This is a genomic window from Polycladomyces subterraneus, from assembly GCF_030433435.1.
GTDB classification, from domain to species: Bacteria; Bacillota; Bacilli; order Thermoactinomycetales; family JIR-001; genus Polycladomyces; species Polycladomyces subterraneus.
This window is the reverse complement of the sequence record NZ_JANRHH010000013.1, coordinates 31,936-52,215: the sequence shown is the minus strand read 5'-3', so window position 1 is coordinate 52,215 and position 20,280 is coordinate 31,936. Positions and strand designations below refer to the sequence as shown.

The following is a 20,280-nucleotide window of genomic DNA, read 5'->3' as shown; positions in this document are numbered from 1 at the left end:
GGCTGACCATCAAGTAGAAAAAACGAATATTTTCGGGAAAATGAAGGATTTGTACGGGATGGTCGTACCACTTGATGTAAGCCGATCTTCCTTATATACAACGGTGAATTCAATAGAAAAGTTTCATAGTCGCCAATTGATTCGAGTCGTGATAAGCTAACCTTGATGATGCCAAAGTCGCAGTCGCCGGAGACGGACTGGTTTCCGGCGGCTCGCCAGTTTAAGATGGAGTGGGTGAGCGGCGATGAAAAAAGTCGTTTGGGTCACCTGGATCAGTTTGTTCGCTTTGCTGATCACCGCCGCTTGCGGACAGGCACCGCGTGAGCACAAAGTGAACGAAGAGGATTCGTCCAAAACGGTGTCTCATCGGGAGTGGGTGATTAAGTGGAAAGAAGAGGCGGATCCGGACTTTTTGAAAACGGTGGATATTCTTCATGAGTCGTTGGACCCGAAGGATAACGGGCAGACGATGCTGATTCGGCTGAAGCCTGACGTGGACGAGGAAAAGTGGGAATCGCGTTGGTCTAGTGATCCTCGTGTAGAGTATCTTCACCCCAATCACAAGTTCAAGGTGGAAAGTCGGGTATCGATGCAATATCGGGGCGGAAACAGAACATACTACCTGAAACGGATTCGTGCCGAAGCAGCCTGGCCTTTGCTTGCCAAATGGAAAAAGCAGGGCCGTGTCTCCAACGTGACCGTTGCCGTCGTCGATACGGGTGTGGATTTGAATCATCCCATGTTGGCTCCGTTTCTAGTGGCGGGTGCCAACTTGCGTGATCCGACGCAACCCCCGCAGGATCACATGGGCCACGGTACGCGGGTAGCGAGCGTGATTGCTGCTGTTTGGGGCAGTGTCGGCGGGAAAAGGAGTCCGTTGATCGGTTCGGCTCATATCATGCCCATCAAAGTGATGGAGGATGGACAGGACGGAGACGTGTACCACACGGCCGAGGGGATTCGTGAGGCCGTTCGCCGGAAAGCCGATGTCATCGTGTTGGCGCAGGGAAGTTGGACATATTCAGAGACGATGGCGGAGGCAGTCCAAGAGGCCGAGCAAGCGGGCGTGACGGTCGTCGGAGCCGCGGGAAACGCGAGTCTGAACGACAGCGGCGACATTCTATATGATCATCCCCTTTATTATCCCGCGGCGTTTTCTACCGTCTTGGGTGTCGGCTCGGTGGATGCGGAAGGTCAACGCGTGATGACTTCCAACATGGGTTCGGGGCTGGACGTCATGGCTCCGGGAGAAAATATCTGGTCCGCGATGCCTGGTGGCAAATACGGATATGATTCCGGTACGTCGTTTGCTGCCCCGCAAGTAGCCGGATTGGCCTCCCTGGTCAAAGAACGCTTTCCCTTTTTCACCCCCGCTCAGATTCGCAACTTGATCCGACAAACAGCCAGGCCGTCGGACGAAGAACGTTGGAACATCCAGTACGGGTTCGGTACAATCGATGTATATCGTGCAATGACCGCGAAGCCGCAGCCGGACATTTTCGAGCCCAACGACAGTGCCAGCCAGGCCATGCCCATGTCGACGGATCAGGTTTACCAAGCGACTCTCCACTCCTCATCTGATACGGATTGGTACCGGATTCATCTGTTTCATCCCGGCACGCTGATGTTGACGTGTGATGCTAAGCGGCATGCACATATGCGCATTCGCGTGGAAGTGGAACGAACAGGTCAGACGGGTGAATACGACCTGTCCTCTCAACCGTTGTATCTGACCGTTCCGGGTGGGCAGATCCGGGTAAAAGTGTGGGCGACCGATACGAGGGAGCCGATTGCCTATACGTTGACCAATGCATATTCACCACAGGTTGACCGAAATGAAAACAACGATTACCAGTGGAATGCCACCAAAGTAAAACTGACGCCGGGTTTGATGTCGATTGAAGGAACCTGGCACAAACAAAGGGACATGGACTGGTATCAACTGGAGATCCCCCATCCTGGCATGCTGGAAGTGCGATTGGGTGTTGTCACGCCGCGCGCCGATCCCGTCCTGTTTCTGCAGGAGGACGAAAGCTGGCACACAGTCCGTGTCGATGTCAAATCGGAGGGAGAAGAGGAGACGATTCGCCTCCATGTGCCCAAAGGGTTTCTCTATGTCCGGGCGTCGGATTACGGCGGCAATCCCATCATCGAACCGTATCAACTGATCTTTCATTATCAGCCCGAGATGACAGACGCCTCCGAGCCCAACGACCGCTCGGATCAAGCGACACTCCTCTTTCCGGATGAAACCGTGACGGGAAGACTGACAGGGCCGGCCGATTTGGATTGGTACGTGTTTCAGGTGACGGAACCATCGCGTCACACCATTCGATTGCAAATCCCAAAAGGATGGGAAGATGTGGAGTTGATCCTCTACGATTCAGGGATGCGGGCGTTGAAACAAGTTCGGTTGTCGGATTCCCGTCGGGTGGCCGAAGTGACGCGTATGATGGAAGCTGGTAACTATTACATTCGTCTCCAAACATCTGGAAAAAGGGGAGAAGGTGCGTATTCATTGGTTTTGAAACGTCCCGACTGATGATCGAATCCTGTCGAAAAAAGGGAAAAGAAGGGTTGTCTTTCACTTCCGTTTTCGATATCCTATATATTGATATAGGTTAGACCGAATGGAAACGGTTTGTGCATGATCAACAGCTTGATAGATCACTGATGGATTGCCGCCGTTTTCGAGGATGCCTCAAGGTGAAGTCAAAGCGCCTTTCCTCGAGGAAAGGTCTTTTTTTATGGTTACCGTTTGAAGGAATAGGGGGAGTGTGACGATGCCGAAACGCAGTTTGTTCACTTCGGAATCGGTGACAGCCGGTCATCCGGACAAAATCTGCGATCAAATTTCCGATGCCGTACTGGATGCGATTCTGGCCAAAGATCCCAACGCACGGGTTGCTTGTGAAACTTCCGTCACCACGGGTTTGGTGTTGGTCTCGGGTGAAATCTCGACGACTTGTTATGTAGACATTCCCAAAATTGTACGGGAGACCATCAAGGAAATTGGGTACACGCGCGCCAAATACGGCTTTGACGCTGAAACGTGCGCCGTTTTGACTTCCATCGACGAACAATCCCCGGATATCGCGGCTGGGGTTAATGAAGCGTTGGAAAAACGGGAAGGTCAAATGACCGAGGAGGAAATCGAAGCGATCGGCGCCGGTGACCAAGGTCTGATGTTTGGTTTCGCTACCAATGAAACACCGGAACTGATGCCGCTCCCGATTTCGTTGGCACACAAATTGGCCCGTCGTCTGCACGAAGTGCGGGTGAATGGCACCTTGCCGTATCTGCGACCCGACGGAAAAACACAAGTGACCGTCGAGTACGAGGACGACAAACCGGTGCGGATTGATACGATTGTCGTGTCCACCCAACACTCCGAGGAGGTCACGTTGGAGCAAATCAAGAAAGACGTACATCAACACGTGATCTTGCCGGTTGTTCCGCAAGAAATGCTGGATGACAAAACGAAATACTTCATCAATCCCACGGGCCGTTTCGTGATCGGGGGGCCGTTGGGCGATGCCGGACTGACCGGTCGGAAAATCATTGTGGACACTTACGGTGGATATGCACGTCACGGCGGTGGCGCCTTCTCGGGTAAAGATCCGACCAAAGTGGACCGCTCCGGTGCGTATGCGGCCCGTTACGTGGCCAAAAACATTGTAGCCGCTGGACTGGCCGACAAATGCGAAGTGCAGCTGGCATATGCCATCGGTGTGGCCCGACCAGTTTCCATCCGTGTGGACACGTTTGGTACCGGACGAGTGGATGAATCCGTGTTGGTGGACTTGGTGCGCAAACATTTTGATCTGCGTCCGGCCGGTATCATCCGTCAGCTGGATCTGCGTCGCCCAATTTACAAACAAACCGCGGCTTACGGGCATTTCGGACGCAACGACTTGGATTTGCCGTGGGAACGTACGGACAAAGCCGAAGTGCTGCGCCGCGATGCCGGTTTGTGATGGGAAAGATTGACTGAAGTGAAGGGTGGCTTTTCCGGCGAAGCTGCCGGAGGCCATCCGGCTCTCACTATCAGGCGGGCTCCGATTACCCGTCTCCGTGTCTGCAAATCAATCATCGGCCAATACCAGCTTCCTTGCAGGGCGCAGGTGGAGCGATTCGGAAAAGCGACTAACTCATCAAATACAACCTCGGCCACTTTGTCAACAGTCTCACCGCCATTTTGGCGGTTTTTTTCATGTACACGGATGGTACAAAACAGTTTCCTCCACATGTCAATAATGGTAGAATAGTACTGGACATCCATTCAGAAAATTCGACGGAATTTTCCGTTGTATGGCTGGTAGAAGAGGTGAGAAGGTGATCAAACGCCTGTCACTTCCCGCATGGCAGCCGCCGCCGTCTGAAAACGACCCTCGTCGCCTTTACGTAATGCGTATGGTTGTGGCTGATCGGCACCGGTTGTTTCGTGAAGGGGTGAAACAGATCCTTTCGCAAATGGACCGTCCCATCTCGTTTGTCGAGTGTGGGGACGGTGAAAAGGTATTAATGGCCTGTCGAGAGAATGTCCCGCACTTGGTGTTGATGGACTTGGATTTGTCCAAGGGAAGTGGAGTGGACATCACGATCCGACTGAAAGAGGAGTATCCGCAGTTGCCGGTCATCCTGTTTTCGGGTGAACGGGAGACGACCACGGTGGTGGAAGCCGTTCGAGCAGGTGCTTCTGGTTATCTTCCCAAAGATGTGGAGGCGGAAGATCTGGTGGAGGCGGTGCGCTTGGTCCTCTCGGGTGAAATTTATATTCATCCGCGCGCGAGCGGGCAACTGGTACAGGAGATCCTCCGAATCACCCGGCAACAACGGGAAATGACAGCTATCGTCCCCGAATTTGATGTACCTGAATGGCCGGACATCTTGACCCAGAGAGAGATGGACGTATTACGGCTGATGGCGCAGGGGAAAAACAATCGTGCCATCGGTGATGCGCTCTACATAAGTGAAAAAACGGTAAAAAATCATGTGAGTAACATTTTGTACAAACTGGGCGTACAGGATCGCACACAAGCCGTGTTGGTCGCGCTAAAAAAAGGATGGGTGAAGCTGCATTGACACCATCGCACCCCCTTTTTGCCCATGGCATATACTGTGGGCAAAGGAGGACGAGTGCGATGGTACAATCGATCGTATGGGGAATCGTGTCGTACGGCGTCGTGTGGTTTTTGATGTACTGCATCGCCAAAGCCTGTTGGCGTCCCGTCCGTGTCGACCGAGATCATCTCATCCTCTTGACGCGAAACAGCCAGGGATCCATCGAATGGGTAATCCGTTCCTATGTGTTTTGGCATTGGATTCAGGGGAAGTCCAGCCGCATCACTTGCGTGGACCGATGCTCCGTTGATGATACGTTGGCCATTCTCGTCCGTTTGAAAACGCAGTTGCCCGGGTTGGAAGTGGTGACCGTGCGGGATGAGAATGAAATGTGGAACGAAGTGACGACGCGAAGCGGTTCGGATGTCCGTAGGGTTTGGGTGATGGATCTCCGTTCGCCGAACCGGACCATACAGGTGTTGTCCTGATGCGATGAGCGCGGGAGCAGATCTACCGGACGATACAGACAGAGATCGATCCCAAGGTTTCAACACAAGTGTATACCCGACAGCAAGCGGAACGCAGGTCAGCGATGGAGCGAACCTGCGTTATTTTTATGAGTGAGGCGTTTCGCCAAAAAGGGGTAAGGTCATGTTTACGCTATATCAGGTGACTGTGAGGGGAGAACGCCCTCATTGGGAGATTAGTTTGGCTCCTGCAGTGGACGAGCGTTTTTGGCGGGATCGGGGGAAAGAGTTTCGCATAACCGGTTGGTATGAAACGATAGGACAAGCTTGGTGTGTTTTGCGGAAACACGCTCCAGCAGGAACATACGTATCGTCGCTGATCGGGAATGGGATGGAGCAATTCGAAAAAACGGCCGATGATGATCTGTCGGCAGGGCAAAAGTACGGAATGGCATTGTGGAATATATTGGGTGGTCGTGTGCTGTTGGAGGAGGAAATCCGATCGTTTTTGCGATACCGGTGGGGTGAGGATCCCGATCCGGTGGCCCTGCGTACCGGTTTGCAGTGGTTGTGCCTGATGGGGGCCGCAGAATGCCTGCCCGCTGTCGATATCACCGCCCCCGCGGTGAAGTGGCGTTGCAGCCGCTGTGGCAGTGGACCGTCCCGTTTATTTCGAACGGACTGTAAACGGTGCTGTAAATATGCACTACCTGCGATCACTGTCTCGTATTGGGCAGATGTCGGTCATGTGTTCCGTTGTTTCGCATTCGTCCTCTTGATGCCCCCGCGGTTCCCACCAACGGGATTCGCTTCCATCTGCCACAACTGACGCCCAAACAACAGGAAGTCGCATCATTTCTGGAAAGCTGGAGAGATAGACCGGAACGGACAATGCTGCTATGGGCGGTGACGGGAGCGGGCAAGACGGAGGTTTGTTTGCCGTTGATTCGCCGGACACTGCAAAGCGGGCATCGTGTGCTGTGGGTGACACCGCGACGCGATGTGGTGGACGAGTTGCATCCGCGTCTGAAAAAGGCAGTGGAAGGTGTTCGGGTAACGGCCGTTCATGGGGGGACGCGATCGGCATGGGCAGACGGAGAGCTCGTGATCGCTACGGCGCACCAAACCTGGCGGATGTACCGCCGGTTTGCTTTGGTGATCGTCGACGAAGGGGATGCTTTTCCATTGTATGGGGATCCTGCATTGCAATCGGGGGTTGACCAATCCTTATGCAAGGACGGAAAAGTAGTGTGGGTGACGGCTACTCCGCCGATGGTCTGGCAGAGAAAAGCGCGGCAGGGAGAATTGCCCGTTATCACCCTGCCTGCCCGATTTCATGGTCATCCGTTACCCGTGCCCGAACGATTTGGTGTTCGCGGTCTGTGGAATAAGGTGGATCACGGCAGACCTGTCCCGCCATTGTCCAATTATTTGCGCCACCTGATGGAGACGGGCAAACAAGGGTTGATTTTTGTGCCGCGGGTGTCGGATTTACCGTGTCTCTTGCAGTGGATCACCCGGAAATTCCCTGATATGACTCGGTTCTGTACTGCTGTGTCGGGAAAAGAGCGCAACAGAAGGGAGATCGTGGAGCGGTTTCGTCGGGGCGGGATTCGTGTGTTGCTCGCCACGTCTGTCTTGGAGCGAGGTGTGACGGTACCCGGTTGTCAAGTGTTGGTGCTGGGGGCGGACCATACCGTCATGGACGCCGCCACTTTGGTTCAGATGTCGGGTCGGGCGGGACGGTCACCGGAAGACCCGGATGGGATCGTCTGGTGGATCTCGGAGGAATGGACGGAAGCACAGCGGAGGGCGATGCGGGAAATTAAGGGGATGAATCGATTGGCGTACCAGGCGGGGTGTTTGCATGCCCCGGAGTCAAACGATGATCGGAGGATGGTGGTTTTCACTGCCTGGGAGATGTCCGTTTTGTGAAACGCCCGTCCGCGCTCTCCCCTGGGCTCCGGTATGGAAGCGAATCTGTCCGCATTGTTGTGACGGGTTTTCCCCCATTGCACCTCCCTACTGCCGCCGTTGCGGAAGAGCAGGAGGAGAAGCGCTTTGTCCTGTCGCTCCCACCCGTATCCGGAGTTGATGCAGAACTGCAGTGCAGTCTCCTACACGCCCCACACTCGGGAAGTCATACGTTTGTACAAATATCTGGGCAGGGAGCGATTCGCCCGTCCGATAGGGGAAATGATGGTATCGGTCGCTGCTCGCCGGGTACGGAACATGTCCTATGTTCCCCTCCATCCCTTCCGGTTGGTAGGGCGAGGGTTCAATCAATCGGAACAATTGGCCCGCGTCATCGGAAAGAAATGGGGAGTACCGGTGGTGTCATTGTTAGTAAGGTCGTTACCCACTCCACCTCAAAGCCAACGATCCCGAGCGGAGCGTTTGCGGTCGATGGAGGGGGTCTTTGCATTGCATCCGTCGATCTCTGCCGATAATTTGGTCGCTGTCAATGTTTGTTGGTGGATGACGTATATACGACCGGCGCCACATTGGGCGCCTGTGCCCGCGTACTGGTACAGGCTGGTTGTAATTCGGTCCGTTCCCTAACATTTGCGCGATGAAAAAAGGGAAAAGTCAGTCTATCTATCAAAAAAGAGGTATAATCCACGAAAAGATGGGAAACACAGGGTAATAGTCATGATCCAAAACCCAAAAACTTGTGAGAGAAAAGGAGAGTTGACACATGAACAAATCGGAACTGGTTGATCGCGTGGCTGCGGCGACAGGGAAAACGAAAAAAGAATCGGCTCAAGTGGTCGAAGCTGTGTTGAGCACCATCGCCGAGGCGTTGCGTAACGGTGAAAAAGTGTCGTTGGTTGGTTTTGGCAACTTTGAGGTTCGCGAGCGTGCCGCTCGTACGGGCCGCAACCCGCAAACCGGTGAAGCGATCCAGATCGAAGCCAGCCGGGTCCCAGCATTCCGTCCCGGCAAACAACTGAAAGAGGCCGTCAATCAGTAAACGAAAAGCCGCCAATTGGCGGCTTTTTTGATTTAGAAGATCTTCCTCTATTTTCTACAGGACTTTCTGAGATGAAGATCGAAAGAAGTATTCCTGAAGAAGATAAATTTCGAATATTGCTTTTATTGAAAGCAAAAGAGAAAGAAAGGGGAGGGTTACCAAAACATACAAATTGAATATAAATACAATAGCGTTTATAATAACTCAAGGGAGACTTCATCGTATTAAAGCTCTGTTTCTGCTTCTATTCTAAGGAAATGTTTCATCTGTCGATATTTCGCCGTACATGCGGTGGAAGACAACAGAATGTTTGAATATGCAATCTCGAGGGGGATCAAACATGCAAAAATGGGGAGTTTTGATCTTATCACTGGCCTTATTGTTCTCACTTGCAGTGACCGGTTGCGCCAAGAACGACGCGGGGGCCGGCGGCATTGTCAAAGTGGGGACCGACGCCGCCTATCCGCCGTTTGAGAAACAGGGAGGGGACGGTAAACTGACCGGCTTTGACATCGAACTGATGAACGCGATTGCCAAAGCCGGTGGCTTTGAAGTAGATATTCAACACGCCGGTTGGGACCCAATGCTGGATGCCGTGAAAAACGGCAAACTGGATGCGGGGATCTCGGCCATTTCCATCACGGACGACCGTAAAAAAGTGTATGACTTCTCCGACCCGTATTTTGACGCCAAACAGTTGATCCTCGTGCCGGCCAATTCCAACGTGCAATCGCTGAAGGATTTGAAAGGGAAACGGATCGGCGTGCAAACGGGGACAACTGGTGAAATTGTCGTGCAAAAAACATTCGGTAAAACGTATCAGGGCATCAAGGGATACGATGATACGCCGGCCGCGATCGACGACTTGGCCAACGGTCGTGTGGACGCCGTGGTGGCGGACAACGGCGTGGTGCTCGAATATCTGAAAAAACTGCCTGCCGGTAAGTTTAAAAAGGTGGAAGATCCGTCGTTCGAACCGGAACAATATGGGATCATCGTCAAAAAAGGGAACAAGGAACTGCTGAAGAAAATCAATGATGGTCTGAAGAAAGTCCGGGAAGACGGCACCTACAAGAAGATTTACGAGAAATATTTTGGTCCGATGCAATAACGGGAAGGGGTTGGGGAGTACCCTTGTGCTCCCCAACTTCCTGTTTTCAAAAAATTTCCTGTGGATATTGTGGATAAATATGTGGATAAGTTGCGCAATTCATGATGCAAACAATCCTGCCCGAAAAGAGGTGGATGTATGCCGATCGATTGGTCTGTATTGGTAGAATACAAAGACTACTTCATCCGCGGATTCTGGACCACCATCGAATTGACGACGGTGGCTGTGTTGGTTGGGTTGGTGATCGGACTGACATTGGGAATGATGCGGCTTTCGCGCAGCCGGTGGTTGGTCATCCCGGCACAGGTGTATGTGGATATCTTCAGGGGAACGCCGTTGCTGCTGCAAATCCTGGCGGTTCATTTCGCCGTGATCCCCACGATTTGTGAAGAATTGCTCGGCGTGAAACCACCTGATGCGATCGTGTCCGGTTTCGTGGCCTTGTCACTTAATGCCGGGGCCTATATCGCGGAGATTTTCCGCGGCGGCATTCAATCCATTGAAAAAGGTCAGATGGAAGCGGCCCGCTCGCTTGGCATGACTTACGGACAAGCCATGCGACACGTGATTCTCCCGCAGGCGTTCAAGCGGATGTTGCCTCCGCTGGGCAATGAATTCATCGCCTTGCTCAAAGATTCGTCCCTGGTGACGATCATTGCGGTCAACGACATCACCTATGCCGCCTTCACCACAGCGAAAAACACGTTTGAACGCTGGGCCCCGTACATCGCGTCAGCCGCCCTGTATTTCATTTTGACGTACGTTCTTTCGCGCATCGTCTTTTTCTTGGAAAACCGCTACCGCACTGACAGACAGGAGGGATGATCCCATGGCCATGATCCGCGTCGAACATCTGCGCAAACAATTCAGCACATTGGAAGTATTGAAGGATATCAGCGTCGAAATTCAAGAAAAAGAAGTGGTCTGTGTGATCGGTCCCAGCGGTTCCGGGAAAAGCACGTTTTTGCGCTGTCTGAATCTGCTAGAGCCCATCTCCGGCGGCAAGGTGTGGGTAGATGGGCATGATTTGACCGATCCCAAAACGGACATCAACAAAGTTCGCACTGAAGTAGGCATGGTGTTTCAGCAGTTTAACCTGTTTCCACACAAGCGCGTGATCGAAAACATCACCCTGGCGCCGATCCAAGTCAGGGGTTGGAACAAAGAAAAAGCGGAAGCCAAGGCGATGGAGTTGTTGGAAAAAGTGGGCCTGGCGGACAAGGCCCAGGCTTATCCCGAACAGCTCTCCGGCGGACAGCAACAGCGCGTCGCCATTGCCCGCGCATTGGCGATGGACCCCAAGGTGATGTTGTTTGACGAGCCTACGTCAGCCCTGGACCCTGAAATGGTGGGCGAGGTATTGGCCGTTATGAAACAACTGGCCAACGAGGGGATGACGATGGTCGTTGTCACCCACGAGATGGGTTTCGCCCGGGAAGTGTCCGACAGAGTGTTGTTTATAGACCAGGGAGTTATCGTTGAAGAGAGGCCGCCGAACGAGTTGTTCAATGCTCCAAAGCACGAACGGACTCGTACCTTTTTGAGCAAGGTGCTCTAGGATTAGGGTGTGTCTGGTCATTCCGTAAGGAGGTAATATTTCCCGAGCGAAGAATCGGGAAGCGCAGGATTGAAATCGCCGGCAATTTTGAAGCGTACTTGCCTGCGTCTTGTATGACCGGGTTGTAGCGGCCATCACCTGCTTCCCTGCAGGGCGCAGATGTAGCTAGTCGGGAAAGTGAAGCCTCCAGGCGATCATTGCCCCGTTTGGAGAAATATTCTTGACTTTGAACTGGCCCAATGATATAGTGAAAAGGCATTATGAGATTTACCCGTCTCATTTGCGTATTTAAATCAAGAAGGGAATGTGTTTTCATGCAAGGCAAAGTCAAGTGGTTCAACGCGGAAAAGGGCTATGGTTTCATTGAGCGCGAGGGTGGCGAAGACGTATTCGTTCACTACTCGGCCATCCAGGAAGATGGATTCAAAACCCTGGATGAAGGTCAGTTTGTAGAATTTGACATCGTGGAAGGTCCGCGTGGACCACAGGCTGCGAACGTCACGAAAATCGGGTAATCGTTTTTCCATGACTGGATGAACAACCGATGACTACTCACCCCTTCGCTTCGGCGAAGGGGTTTCGTTATGTTTCGACGTTTTTTGATATCAGACATTTGTTAAGAATAGGTGAAGCTTATTTTGGGAAATAGTGAATAAAAGGAAGGAATTTTCGGATAATAGAGGAATAGATAATGTATAAAGCGAAAAGGGGGATTCGCTTCATGAATTATGTCATTCGTGGAAATAACCTCGAAGTGACGGAAGCTTTGCGGAATTTTGTAGAAAAAAAGATCAGCCGTCTGGAAAAGTATTTCGACTCCCCTCCTTCCGCCGATGCACACATCGCTCTCAGCGTGATCCGCGATGATCACAAAGTGGAAGTGACGATTCCCTTTCCAGGCGTGTTGGTTCGCGCGGAAGAAAAAAGCGCGGACATGTATGCTTCCATCGATCTGGTCGTGGAAAAGCTGGAGCGCCAGATCCGGAAGTACAAAACCAAGATCAACCGCAAACTCCGTCAGGAAGGAAGCCTCCGTTCGCAGCTTGTTGAAAATGGAAACACCCCCACCCTTATGGAGGATGAAGAAGAGGACCCCATTCAAGTGGTTCGTACGAAGCGTTTTCAATTGAAACCGATGGATGTGGAAGAAGCCATCATGCAGATGGAAATGCTCGGACATAACTTCTTCGTATTCGCCAATGCGGATACGGATGAAATCAATGTAGTGTATCGGAGAAAAGACGGGCGTTACGGTTTGATCGAGCCTGAGTGATAAGGGAATATAAGGAATTTCATATTCGGGTTTAACGGTGAATCTTGACGGGAAAGACAAAAGTGAACCCCGGAAAACACCCTCTACACCCGACAAAGTGGTCTCCCATTCACCTGACCATCCTTCAAATGGTTTGGATCGTGCGGTTCGGCCTAACCGGCTGGTCTCAGGCGGCAGTGATAACACTGCCGCCTCGTTTTGTGATGAAGAGAGGGACAAAAAGCTTTCGAACCTTTTGCGAAAAAAGTGAAATTCAGCTGGTATTTTTGGTAAACTAATAGTTGATACCTTCCTTGGAATTTCGTGTGACATCGGATGTCGCACTTTACCAATATACCCGTATGATGGGGAAGGGGATGGAATAATGCTGGGTTTGCTCAAAAAGCTGATCCCGGATGCCAACGAACGCGAATTGAAACGTTGCTATAAAATTGCCGACCAGATCGAAGCGCTGGAACCGGAGGTCTCCAAACTTTCCGATGTAGAGCTCCGGAACAAAACGGACGAGTTTAAAGCGCGCTTGGCGGAAGGTGAAACCTTGGACGATCTGCTTCCGGAAGCGTATGCGGTCGTTCGGGAAGCAGCAAAACGCGTGCTGGGCATGCGCCATTTTTACGTTCAGCTGGTGGGTGGTATTGTTCTGCACAACGGCGACATCGCCGAGATGAAGACCGGTGAGGGGAAAACCCTGGTCGCCACATTGCCGGCGTATTTGAACGCCCTGGAAGGCAAGGGCGTCCACGTCGTGACGGTGAACGACTACCTGGCCAAACGGGACAAAGAGTGGATGGGTCAGGTGTTTGAATTCCTCGGCCTGAGCGTTGGATTGAACCTTCCTGGGCTCACTCCCGAAGAAAAGCGTGCCGCTTACCAGGCGGACATCACTTTCGGGACCAACAACGAGTTCGGATTTGACTATCTGCGCGACAACATGGTGTTGTATCCTGAGCAGATCGTGCAACGGGATCTGCATTTTGCCATCGTGGACGAGGTGGACAGCATCCTGATCGACGAAGCGCGGACGCCGCTCATCATTAGTGGGCAGGCCAACAAGGCGACCGATTTGTATTACGTAGCCGATCAGCTGGTGCGCCGCCTCCGCCCGGAAGAGGATTACACGGTGGACGAGAAGACGAAAGCCGTCTCTCTAACCGAGCAGGGTGTGAGCAAAGCGGAAAAATTCCTGGGTGTGGACAACTTGTACGACGTGAAAAATATCACATTGAATCACCACGTCCAACAGGCGCTCAAAGCGCATGTGCTGATGAAGCGCGACCGCGACTACGTCGTGAATGAAGACGGTGTCGTGATTGTGGATGAATTTACCGGTCGCCTTATGCACGGACGCAGATACAGCGACGGTCTGCACCAGGCGATTGAGGCCAAGGAAGGATTGCAAGTCCAACGGGAGAGCATGACGTTGGCAACGATCACGCTGCAAAACTATTTCCGCCTGTACAAGAAATTGGCTGGGATGACCGGTACGGCCAAGACGGAAGAAGAGGAATTCCGCAAAATTTACGGTATGAACGTAGTGCAGATCCCGACACACCGCCCGATGATCCGCGAAGACATGACGGATCTGCTCTACAAGACCGAGGAGGCCAAATTCAAAGCCGTCGTCGAGGAGATTGTCCGTCGGCACAAGAAGGGGCAACCCGTGTTGGTCGGGACGGTGTCGATCGAGAAATCGGAACAGTTGTCCCGCATGCTGAAAAAACGCGGTATTCCCCATCAGGTGCTCAACGCCAAAAATCACGAGCGCGAAGCGGAAATCATCGCGCAGGCGGGGCAAAAAGGTGCTGTTACCATCGCTACCAACATGGCCGGACGCGGAACGGACATCGTCTTGGGAGAAGGTGTGGCCGAACTGGGCGGATTGCATGTTATCGGCACCGAACGGCACGAAAGCCGCCGGATCGACAACCAGTTGCGCGGACGTTCCGGCCGGCAGGGCGATCCGGGCTCGTCACAGTTCTATCTGTCGTTAGAAGATGATTTGATGCGGCGGTTCGGCTCCGACAGCATCAAAAACATGATGGATCGTCTGGGGATGGAGGACGATCAGCCGATCGAGGGCAAAATGTTCACCAAAGCGGTGGAAAACGCCCAGAAAAAAGTGGAAGGTATGAACTTTGATGCCCGTCGTTGGGTGTTGCAGTACGACGATGTGCTGAACCAGCAACGGGAAATCATCTATAAACAGCGTCGCGAAGTGCTGTTTAGTGACAACTTGCGCGATGTCGTCCTCAATATGGCCAAAGACGTGATCGAACACGTGGTGAAGGCCCACACATCCGAAGATACGTTGCCGGAAGAGTGGGATCTGGAGTCGATCCTCGACTACATGGAATCCAACCTGCTTCCGCCCGGTACGGTGAGTGAAGCGGATTTGCAGGACAAGGAGCCGGATGAAATCATCGACACGCTGTACGAAGCCGTGGAAAAAAACTACGACCAGCGTGTGGAGGAGATCGGTTTCGACCGGATGCAAGAATTCTCCAAAGTGGTCATCCTGCGCACAGTGGACCGCAAATGGATGGACCACATCGATGCCATGGACCAATTGCGGCAGGGGATCCACCTGCGGGCGTACGGACAGACCGATCCGTTGCGTGAATACCAGTTTGAAGGCTTCGAGATGTTTGAACAGATGGTGCGCGAGATCCAGGAAGAAGTAGTGAAATACATTATGAAGTCCAGCGTGGGCGAAGAGATCGAGCGCGAACAGGTGGCGGTCAACACCACCGCTGTCCACAGCGATTCGCCAGACAAAGAAGAAGCCAAACGCCAGCCGGTCCGTCGGGCAGAAAAAGTGGGGCGCAATGATCCCTGTCCGTGCGGAAGCGGCAAAAAGTACAAACACTGTTGCGCCCGTGCACAACAAACGGGTTGACGTAGGGGAATCAGCAAAAGTAAAAAAACTCGCATCTTAGAGGCCACCCCTTCAAATGAGGGGGGCCTTTTTCGACACGCCCCTTTGAATATAGAAAAACGGGAGAGAATGAATGGATTGAACCCGGAGGAAACAGGGACAAATGGTCTACGGATTCGAATTTCGTTCCGGATTGCGTTATAATTGGAAAGGTACGTTTCCTTGAAACGGAAAAGTGCGAAGAGGTGATTTGTCGTGATTTCATTGGGCGAACTGAAGCAGGAAGTAACCAATACAGCCAAGCGATTGGCGGATATCAGGGGGTCTCTTTGACCTCGACCAGAAAAAAGCGCGCATTGCGGAACTGGAAGCGCAAATGACTGCTCCCGACTTCTGGGACGATCAGCAACAAGCGCAAAAAGTGATCGACGAGGCCAATGGGTTGAAAGCCCAGGTCGAAACGATGACCAAGCTGGAGCAGGCACACGAAGACCTGCAGGTCCTGTTGGAGCTGGCCGCCGAGGAGGACGATGAGTCGCTCCTGGAGGAAGCGGAAGAAACGATCCGTTCGCTCAAAAAAGAGATGACGCAGTTTGAGCTGAGTCTCCTGTTAAGCGAACCCTACGACAAAAACAATGCCATCCTGGAGCTCCACCCCGGCGCAGGCGGGACCGAATCGCAGGACTGGGCGTCGATGCTTCTCCGGATGTATACGCGTTGGGCTGAACGCAGAGGGTACAAGGTGGAAACACTGGATTACCTGCCTGGTGAGGAAGCGGGCATCAAAAGCGTCACGCTGTTGATCAAAGGGCACAATGCCTATGGATATCTCAAAGCGGAAAAAGGCGTACACCGTCTGGTACGGATTTCGCCGTTCGACGCGTCCGGGCGCCGGCATACGTCGTTTGTCTCCGCCAACGTCATGCCGGAAGTGGATGATGACGTTGAAGTGGAGATCAAGCCGGAAGAGCTCAAAATTGACACGTATCGTTCCAGCGGCGCCGGGGGACAACACGTCAACACGACCGATTCGGCGGTGCGGATCACGCACTTGCCCACCGGCATCGTCGTAACATGCCAATCGGAGCGTTCGCAGATCAAAAACAGGGAACGCGCGATGAAAATCCTGAAGGCGCGTCTGTATGAACGCATGATGGAGGAGCGGCGGAAACAGATCGACCAGTTGAAAGGGGAGCAGACGGAGATCGGTTGGGGCAACCAGATCCGATCTTATGTCTTCCACCCCTACAGTTTGGTCAAGGATCACCGCACGCAGGTGGAGGTAGGCAACGTGCAAGCCGTGATGGACGGAGAGATCGATGTATTTATCGACGCGTATCTCCGTCAAAAAATCGGCGGCCAACAACCGAAAAAGTGATGAGACCAAGACCGGGGTATTTTGCTCCGGCGAGGCTACCTGAAAAACCCGGCGGAAAAAACCGCCGGGTTTGTATATGGATTGGGAATAATTTTTTTGTTGAACCCTTCCATAACGGTCACGGATTTGAGCAAAAGATGACCAATCGCACTTAAAAAGGAGTCTCTCTGGACAAAGTGGCTGAACACTGGAGAGTGGAAGTGTGAAACCTAAAAGGCCCCACAGGAGTTGAGCTCCAGTGGGGTGGTTCTGAATGGGTTATTTCTTTTTTTTTACAGCTTCACCACGTTGACGGCTTGATCACCACGGTTGCCTTTCGTGATTTCAAAACTCACTTTATCGCCTTCATCCAATGTCTTAAATCCTACACCATTGATCGCGGAGTAATGAACGAATACGTCATCTCTGCCTTCCACTTCGATAAACCCGAACCCTTTGTCAGCATTAAACCATTTAACGGTTCCTTGTAGCATGTGTGAATTCCTCCGAAAATATTTGTGTTGATAATATTTTAGGCATTCATTCACACATTATAAAGAATGACAAATCGAAACTTATCACCCTTTATAACATGTGTGAATTATATACCCTCAATATTACAACCAGAATTTACTATACCACAAATATCCTGTTTTGTAAAACGAATTCCAATCCCCCCCTCAACTCATATTGCATGCAGATCACTTGCTTGACCGAAAGGCAGGTGTAATGCTCAAACCCCAATGAGAAAACACCTGTGCGCCCGCCCCGATTGCTTCACCACTTCGAGGCGCACCTCCAGCCATCCTTGGGCGAATACTCACGGCAGGAAACCTTCCGTAATTTCCCGACCTTAGCTCCGCCGTGAGCGGAGATAAAGACGGGAGATCGGAGCCCATGGACTTGGTTAACAACATGGTTGAGCAGTTATTTGCTGATCAGGATCACGCCACCTATAAACCCTTCTTTTGATACAACAACAGGGATAGACGGTATGATCCGTATAACAGGGCCAATGCAGCAAGCGCGATGACGGCGGCTTGCAGTGCGAAAGGAGATCCGACCAGCGGCCAATCAGGACTTTTTATCCACATGACAAGCAAAACCAGACCAGTTCCGCCCACTGCCAGAACGACGAATGACAGATATTGCATCATACTCCAGTCGAAAGTGAGAGCAATCGGAAAAAACAAAGCGGCGAGTACCATGATGGACACCAGTGCCCAGAATACATCCTGTATCGTAAACAGTGATAAGGTAAACGATTGTGGTTAAATCCGAATCGGGCGATGAACAGGGCGGCCAGATTGACCAGAAACACCATCACCACAGAGATCAATGTATACAGGAAGATACTTATATTTGGATGCGACATAAGATCGGCGGGTGATGGGGAGGCAGTTGAGCAATACGGATGTTCGCTGTTTTTCGTCATACTGAATGGAGCTTGTGATCAACATATAGGCGAGGATGACGATGTTGACCAGCTGGTTCATCCTGGTCAGCAACATGTTAACAAAAGCGAAGAATAGCGCGACGAGGAACATGTATTTCTGCACACGAAGATCTTTGAAGATCAAACGCCATACACTCTCAAGCGGAACGCCCTCCTTTGATCGTAAAATATATGATGTCTTCCAACGACGGCTTCTCCATCACACAACGGTCACCCAACAGACGATGTACCTGGTCCGCATCGGCTGCCAATCCTTCAAATCCCACATCCGTTTCCCGCACGCCGATCAATGCTTGACGCGCTTCCGGCGTGAGCCATCGGGTATCCCCTTTGACCAAGGCATACGTCTCTTCAATCCGGTCTTTGGTTTCGTCCCATACCACGCGACCTTTGTGCAGAAAGATGATGTGGTCGGCGATCTGTTCCAGATCCGTGGTGATATGGGTGGAAAAGAAGATGGTTTTGCGCTCGTCCAGCATGATCTCTCGCAACAAATCGAGTATCTCTCGACGAAAGACTGGATCGAGGCCGGATGTGGGTTCATCCATGATGATGAGATCCGGTTCGTGAGCGAGGGCGAATGCAAGCGACAGCTTCATTTTCATTCCCTTGGAGAGATGCTTGATTTTTTTGCGGATCGGTAGATCGAAATCACGGACGTAACGTTGAAACAACCGTTCATTCCATCGTTTGTAAAAAGGGGTGATGATGCGTTTCATCTCATCGATGGTGAGATGTTCGTAGAAATGGTGTTCATCGAACACAAAGCCGATGCGCTCTTTGATCTCCTGACTGTGCCGGGATGGATCCAGTCCGAAAATCCGAATTTCCTCCGAATCGGGGATCAGAAGTTGCAGGATGAGCTTGATCGTGGTGCTTTTTCCTGACCCGTTTTCCCCGATAAAACCCGTAATGTATCCCTCTTCCAAGGAGAACGAGACGTCCTGAAGCGCAAAACCCCGAAAGGCTTTGGACAAATGTCGGACTTCCAATGACTTCATCATTCCTGATCCTCCCCGCAGTCACATTGTCGTACCCAAGTGATCAATTCTTCCCGGCTTAAACCAAGTTCTGCGGCTTCCTCCACCAGTTGTTGCAAACGGCACCGTAGTTGGGAGATTCGCTGCTCCCGGAGCGTATCCATGGTGTTTCCCGGAGCGATGTAGGATCCTTTCCCAACCACGGATCGGATCAATCCCTCCCGTTCCAATTCTTCATATGCGCGCTTCGTCGTAATGACGCTCACCCGTAAATCCCGGGCCAATTGCCGGATGGAGGGCAGTGGATCTCCCGGACGGACGGCGCCTTTCAAAATCTGATCCCGGATCTGGTCGATGATTTGTTGGTAGATCGGTTCTTTCGAAGAGTGGGAAATCGTGATGTTCAAAGAATCATCTCCATAAATAAATAGTGTGTATATACAATTCATACACTTGGTGAATCGATGTCAACCTGCGTTTTGTCCGGAGATGCAAAAACACAGGCACACATCTGTCGCCATGTGTATATACATATAACCGACGGGTGAGACATCATTGTCGACCATTCTGCTCGGGATGGTAGGGATGGGAGGAAAGCATGAAGGTTTCCAGCCGCGGGGAGTACGCCCTGCGTGCCTTGTTGTTGTTGGGGTTACGCAAAGGGGATGTGGTTCCCATTTCGGAGATTGCGGAAAAAACGTTGGTTCCCAATCACTATTTGGAGCAGATTTTGCTTCAGTTGAAAACCAACGGGTACGTGAAGAGCAAACGGGGAGCACAGGGCGGATATGCTCTGCGACTTCCGCCTGAGCAGATCGTGATTGGAGAAGTGATCCGCAGGCTGGAGGGACCGTTGGCTCCCATGAGCTGTGTCAGTGTGACGGCATACGAGCCGTGTCCGTTGGAGGGGGATTGTCTGTTGAAACCGTTGTGGGCATTGATTCGAGATACAGTGGCACAAGTATTGGACCGAACGACGCTGGAACATTTGCTGCAGGGGAAGACGGAAGCAGGACCGACCGGTTGATCGGGAGTGAGAATGGCGGGACGGGGTGATGACGAGGGGATATTGGGTTATTTCGTCCGTGGTGTGATAAGGGTGGTCACCATCCTGCGAGCGAATTCGATTTTTCCAAATGAATTGAGATCTCGTACATACCCGGTT

General features: G+C 52.1%; 21 protein-coding genes. 16 read left to right on the top strand and 5 right to left on the bottom strand.

Annotation, left to right across the window (positions count from 1 at the left end; all coding sequences use genetic code 11):
• Window positions 1-244: 244 nt before the first annotated feature.
• The 15 genes from NWF35_RS02160 to prfB all read left to right on the top strand — a co-directional run bounded on the left by NWF35_RS02160 (window position 245) and on the right by prfB (window position 16,700).
• Entirely contained in the window at window positions 245-2,542 is a 2,298-nt protein-coding gene (locus tag NWF35_RS02160; protein WP_301237453.1) for a S8 family peptidase, read from the top strand.
• Window positions 2,543-2,783: 241 nt separating this feature from the next.
• Window positions 2,784-3,977: a methionine adenosyltransferase gene (gene metK, locus NWF35_RS02155; protein ID WP_301237452.1), complete on the top strand. Its 1,194-nt coding sequence runs from the start codon at window positions 2,784-2,786 to the stop codon at window positions 3,975-3,977.
• A 358-nt stretch (window positions 3,978-4,335) separates the two neighbouring features.
• Window positions 4,336-5,085 carry a response regulator gene (locus NWF35_RS02150; protein WP_301237451.1) on the top strand — a complete coding sequence of 250 codons (750 nt, stop codon included), beginning with the start codon at window positions 4,336-4,338 and terminating at the stop codon, window positions 5,083-5,085.
• A 59-nt stretch (window positions 5,086-5,144) separates the two neighbouring features.
• Window positions 5,145-5,552, top strand: coding sequence for a hypothetical protein (locus tag NWF35_RS02145; protein WP_301237450.1), 408 nt, complete (start codon window positions 5,145-5,147; stop codon window positions 5,550-5,552).
• A 163-nt stretch (window positions 5,553-5,715) separates the two neighbouring features.
• Window positions 5,716-6,360: a hypothetical protein gene (locus NWF35_RS02140; RefSeq protein WP_301237449.1), complete on the top strand. Its 645-nt coding sequence runs from the start codon at window positions 5,716-5,718 to the stop codon at window positions 6,358-6,360.
• Window positions 6,288-7,466, top strand: a complete 1,179-nt coding sequence (locus NWF35_RS02135) for a helicase-related protein (protein ID WP_301237448.1) — start codon at window positions 6,288-6,290, stop codon at window positions 7,464-7,466. The genes NWF35_RS02140 and NWF35_RS02135 overlap by 73 nt, the downstream gene beginning before the upstream one ends.
• A gap of 126 nt (window positions 7,467-7,592) precedes the next feature.
• On the top strand, window positions 7,593-8,093 hold the full coding sequence (locus NWF35_RS02130; RefSeq protein WP_301237447.1) for a ComF family protein: 501 nt from the start codon (window positions 7,593-7,595) through the stop codon (window positions 8,091-8,093).
• A 136-nt stretch (window positions 8,094-8,229) separates the two neighbouring features.
• On the top strand, window positions 8,230-8,505 hold the full coding sequence (locus tag NWF35_RS02125; RefSeq protein WP_301237446.1) for an HU family DNA-binding protein: 276 nt from the start codon (window positions 8,230-8,232) through the stop codon (window positions 8,503-8,505).
• A gap of 340 nt (window positions 8,506-8,845) precedes the next feature.
• Window positions 8,846-9,616, top strand: a complete 771-nt coding sequence (locus NWF35_RS02120) for a basic amino acid ABC transporter substrate-binding protein (RefSeq protein ID WP_301237445.1) — start codon at window positions 8,846-8,848, stop codon at window positions 9,614-9,616.
• Between the two features lie 138 nt (window positions 9,617-9,754).
• Entirely contained in the window at window positions 9,755-10,441 is a 687-nt protein-coding gene (locus NWF35_RS02115; RefSeq protein ID WP_301237444.1) for an amino acid ABC transporter permease, read from the top strand.
• A 10-nt stretch (window positions 10,442-10,451) separates the two neighbouring features.
• Entirely contained in the window at window positions 10,452-11,174 is a 723-nt protein-coding gene (locus NWF35_RS02110) for an amino acid ABC transporter ATP-binding protein (RefSeq protein ID WP_435873821.1), read from the top strand.
• Between the two features lie 314 nt (window positions 11,175-11,488).
• A complete protein-coding gene (locus tag NWF35_RS02105; protein ID WP_212773454.1) occupies window positions 11,489-11,689 on the top strand; it encodes a cold shock domain-containing protein in 201 nt (66 codons plus the stop codon).
• Between the two features lie 206 nt (window positions 11,690-11,895).
• Entirely contained in the window at window positions 11,896-12,447 is a 552-nt protein-coding gene (gene hpf / locus NWF35_RS02100; protein WP_301237442.1) for a ribosome hibernation-promoting factor, HPF/YfiA family, read from the top strand.
• 364 nt (window positions 12,448-12,811) lie between these two features.
• A complete protein-coding gene (gene secA2 / locus NWF35_RS02095) occupies window positions 12,812-15,343 on the top strand; it encodes an accessory Sec system translocase SecA2 (RefSeq protein WP_301237441.1) in 2,532 nt (843 codons plus the stop codon).
• A 237-nt stretch (window positions 15,344-15,580) separates the two neighbouring features.
• A protein-coding gene (prfB, locus tag NWF35_RS02090) for a peptide chain release factor 2 (protein WP_301237563.1) occupies window positions 15,581-16,700 on the top strand; the annotation gives its coding sequence in 2 pieces (ribosomal slippage) (window positions 15,581-15,652 and window positions 15,654-16,700; 1,119 coding nt in all).
• A gap of 272 nt (window positions 16,701-16,972) precedes the next feature.
• Here the strand turns inward: prfB and NWF35_RS02085 are convergent.
• From NWF35_RS02085 to NWF35_RS02065, 5 genes are all read right to left on the bottom strand, one after another.
• Window positions 16,973-17,173 carry a cold-shock protein gene (locus tag NWF35_RS02085; protein WP_301237440.1) on the bottom strand — a complete coding sequence of 67 codons (201 nt, stop codon included), beginning with the start codon at window positions 17,171-17,173 and terminating at the stop codon, window positions 16,973-16,975.
• A 459-nt stretch (window positions 17,174-17,632) separates the two neighbouring features.
• Window positions 17,633-17,896 (bottom strand): hypothetical protein, encoded by a 264-nt coding sequence (locus NWF35_RS02080; protein WP_301237439.1) that lies wholly within the window; start codon window positions 17,894-17,896, stop codon window positions 17,633-17,635.
• Between the two features lie 54 nt (window positions 17,897-17,950).
• Window positions 17,951-18,259 carry an ABC-2 transporter permease gene (locus NWF35_RS02075; protein WP_301237438.1) on the bottom strand — a complete coding sequence of 103 codons (309 nt, stop codon included), beginning with the start codon at window positions 18,257-18,259 and terminating at the stop codon, window positions 17,951-17,953.
• A gap of 13 nt (window positions 18,260-18,272) precedes the next feature.
• Entirely contained in the window at window positions 18,273-19,139 is an 867-nt protein-coding gene (locus tag NWF35_RS02070; protein WP_301237437.1) for an ABC transporter ATP-binding protein, read from the bottom strand.
• Window positions 19,136-19,522 (bottom strand): GntR family transcriptional regulator, encoded by a 387-nt coding sequence (locus NWF35_RS02065; protein WP_301237436.1) that lies wholly within the window; start codon window positions 19,520-19,522, stop codon window positions 19,136-19,138. The genes NWF35_RS02070 and NWF35_RS02065 overlap by 4 nt, the downstream gene beginning before the upstream one ends.
• A gap of 191 nt (window positions 19,523-19,713) precedes the next feature.
• Between NWF35_RS02065 and NWF35_RS02060 the strand changes: the two genes are divergently transcribed.
• Window positions 19,714-20,142, top strand: coding sequence for an RrF2 family transcriptional regulator (locus tag NWF35_RS02060; protein WP_301237435.1), 429 nt, complete (start codon window positions 19,714-19,716; stop codon window positions 20,140-20,142).
• Window positions 20,143-20,280: the final 138 nt, after the last annotated feature.

What these genes read in the sequence shown, in the direction of transcription:
- NWF35_RS02125 (WP_301237446.1), top strand. Translation starts at nt 8,230, where the DNA reads ATGAACAAATCGGAACTGGTTGATCGCGTGGCTGCGGCGACAGGGAAA.
- NWF35_RS02110 (WP_435873821.1), top strand. Translation starts at nt 10,452, where the DNA reads ATGATCCGCGTCGAACATCTGCGCAAACAATTCAGCACATTGGAAGTA.
- NWF35_RS02085 (WP_301237440.1), bottom strand. Translation starts at nt 17,173, where the DNA reads ATGCTACAAGGAACCGTTAAATGGTTTAATGCTGACAAAGGGTTCGGG.
- NWF35_RS02140 (WP_301237449.1), top strand. Translation starts at nt 5,716, where the DNA reads ATGTTTACGCTATATCAGGTGACTGTGAGGGGAGAACGCCCTCATTGG.
- metK (WP_301237452.1), top strand. Translation starts at nt 2,784, where the DNA reads ATGCCGAAACGCAGTTTGTTCACTTCGGAATCGGTGACAGCCGGTCAT.
- secA2 (WP_301237441.1), top strand. Translation starts at nt 12,812, where the DNA reads ATGCTGGGTTTGCTCAAAAAGCTGATCCCGGATGCCAACGAACGCGAA.
- NWF35_RS02060 (WP_301237435.1), top strand. Translation starts at nt 19,714, where the DNA reads ATGAAGGTTTCCAGCCGCGGGGAGTACGCCCTGCGTGCCTTGTTGTTG.
- NWF35_RS02160 (WP_301237453.1), top strand. Translation starts at nt 245, where the DNA reads ATGAAAAAAGTCGTTTGGGTCACCTGGATCAGTTTGTTCGCTTTGCTG.
- NWF35_RS02145 (WP_301237450.1), top strand. Translation starts at nt 5,145, where the DNA reads ATGGTACAATCGATCGTATGGGGAATCGTGTCGTACGGCGTCGTGTGG.
- NWF35_RS02120 (WP_301237445.1), top strand. Translation starts at nt 8,846, where the DNA reads ATGCAAAAATGGGGAGTTTTGATCTTATCACTGGCCTTATTGTTCTCA.
- hpf (WP_301237442.1), top strand. Translation starts at nt 11,896, where the DNA reads ATGAATTATGTCATTCGTGGAAATAACCTCGAAGTGACGGAAGCTTTG.
- NWF35_RS02105 (WP_212773454.1), top strand. Translation starts at nt 11,489, where the DNA reads ATGCAAGGCAAAGTCAAGTGGTTCAACGCGGAAAAGGGCTATGGTTTC.
- NWF35_RS02115 (WP_301237444.1), top strand. Translation starts at nt 9,755, where the DNA reads ATGCCGATCGATTGGTCTGTATTGGTAGAATACAAAGACTACTTCATC.
- NWF35_RS02070 (WP_301237437.1), bottom strand. Translation starts at nt 19,139, where the DNA reads ATGATGAAGTCATTGGAAGTCCGACATTTGTCCAAAGCCTTTCGGGGT.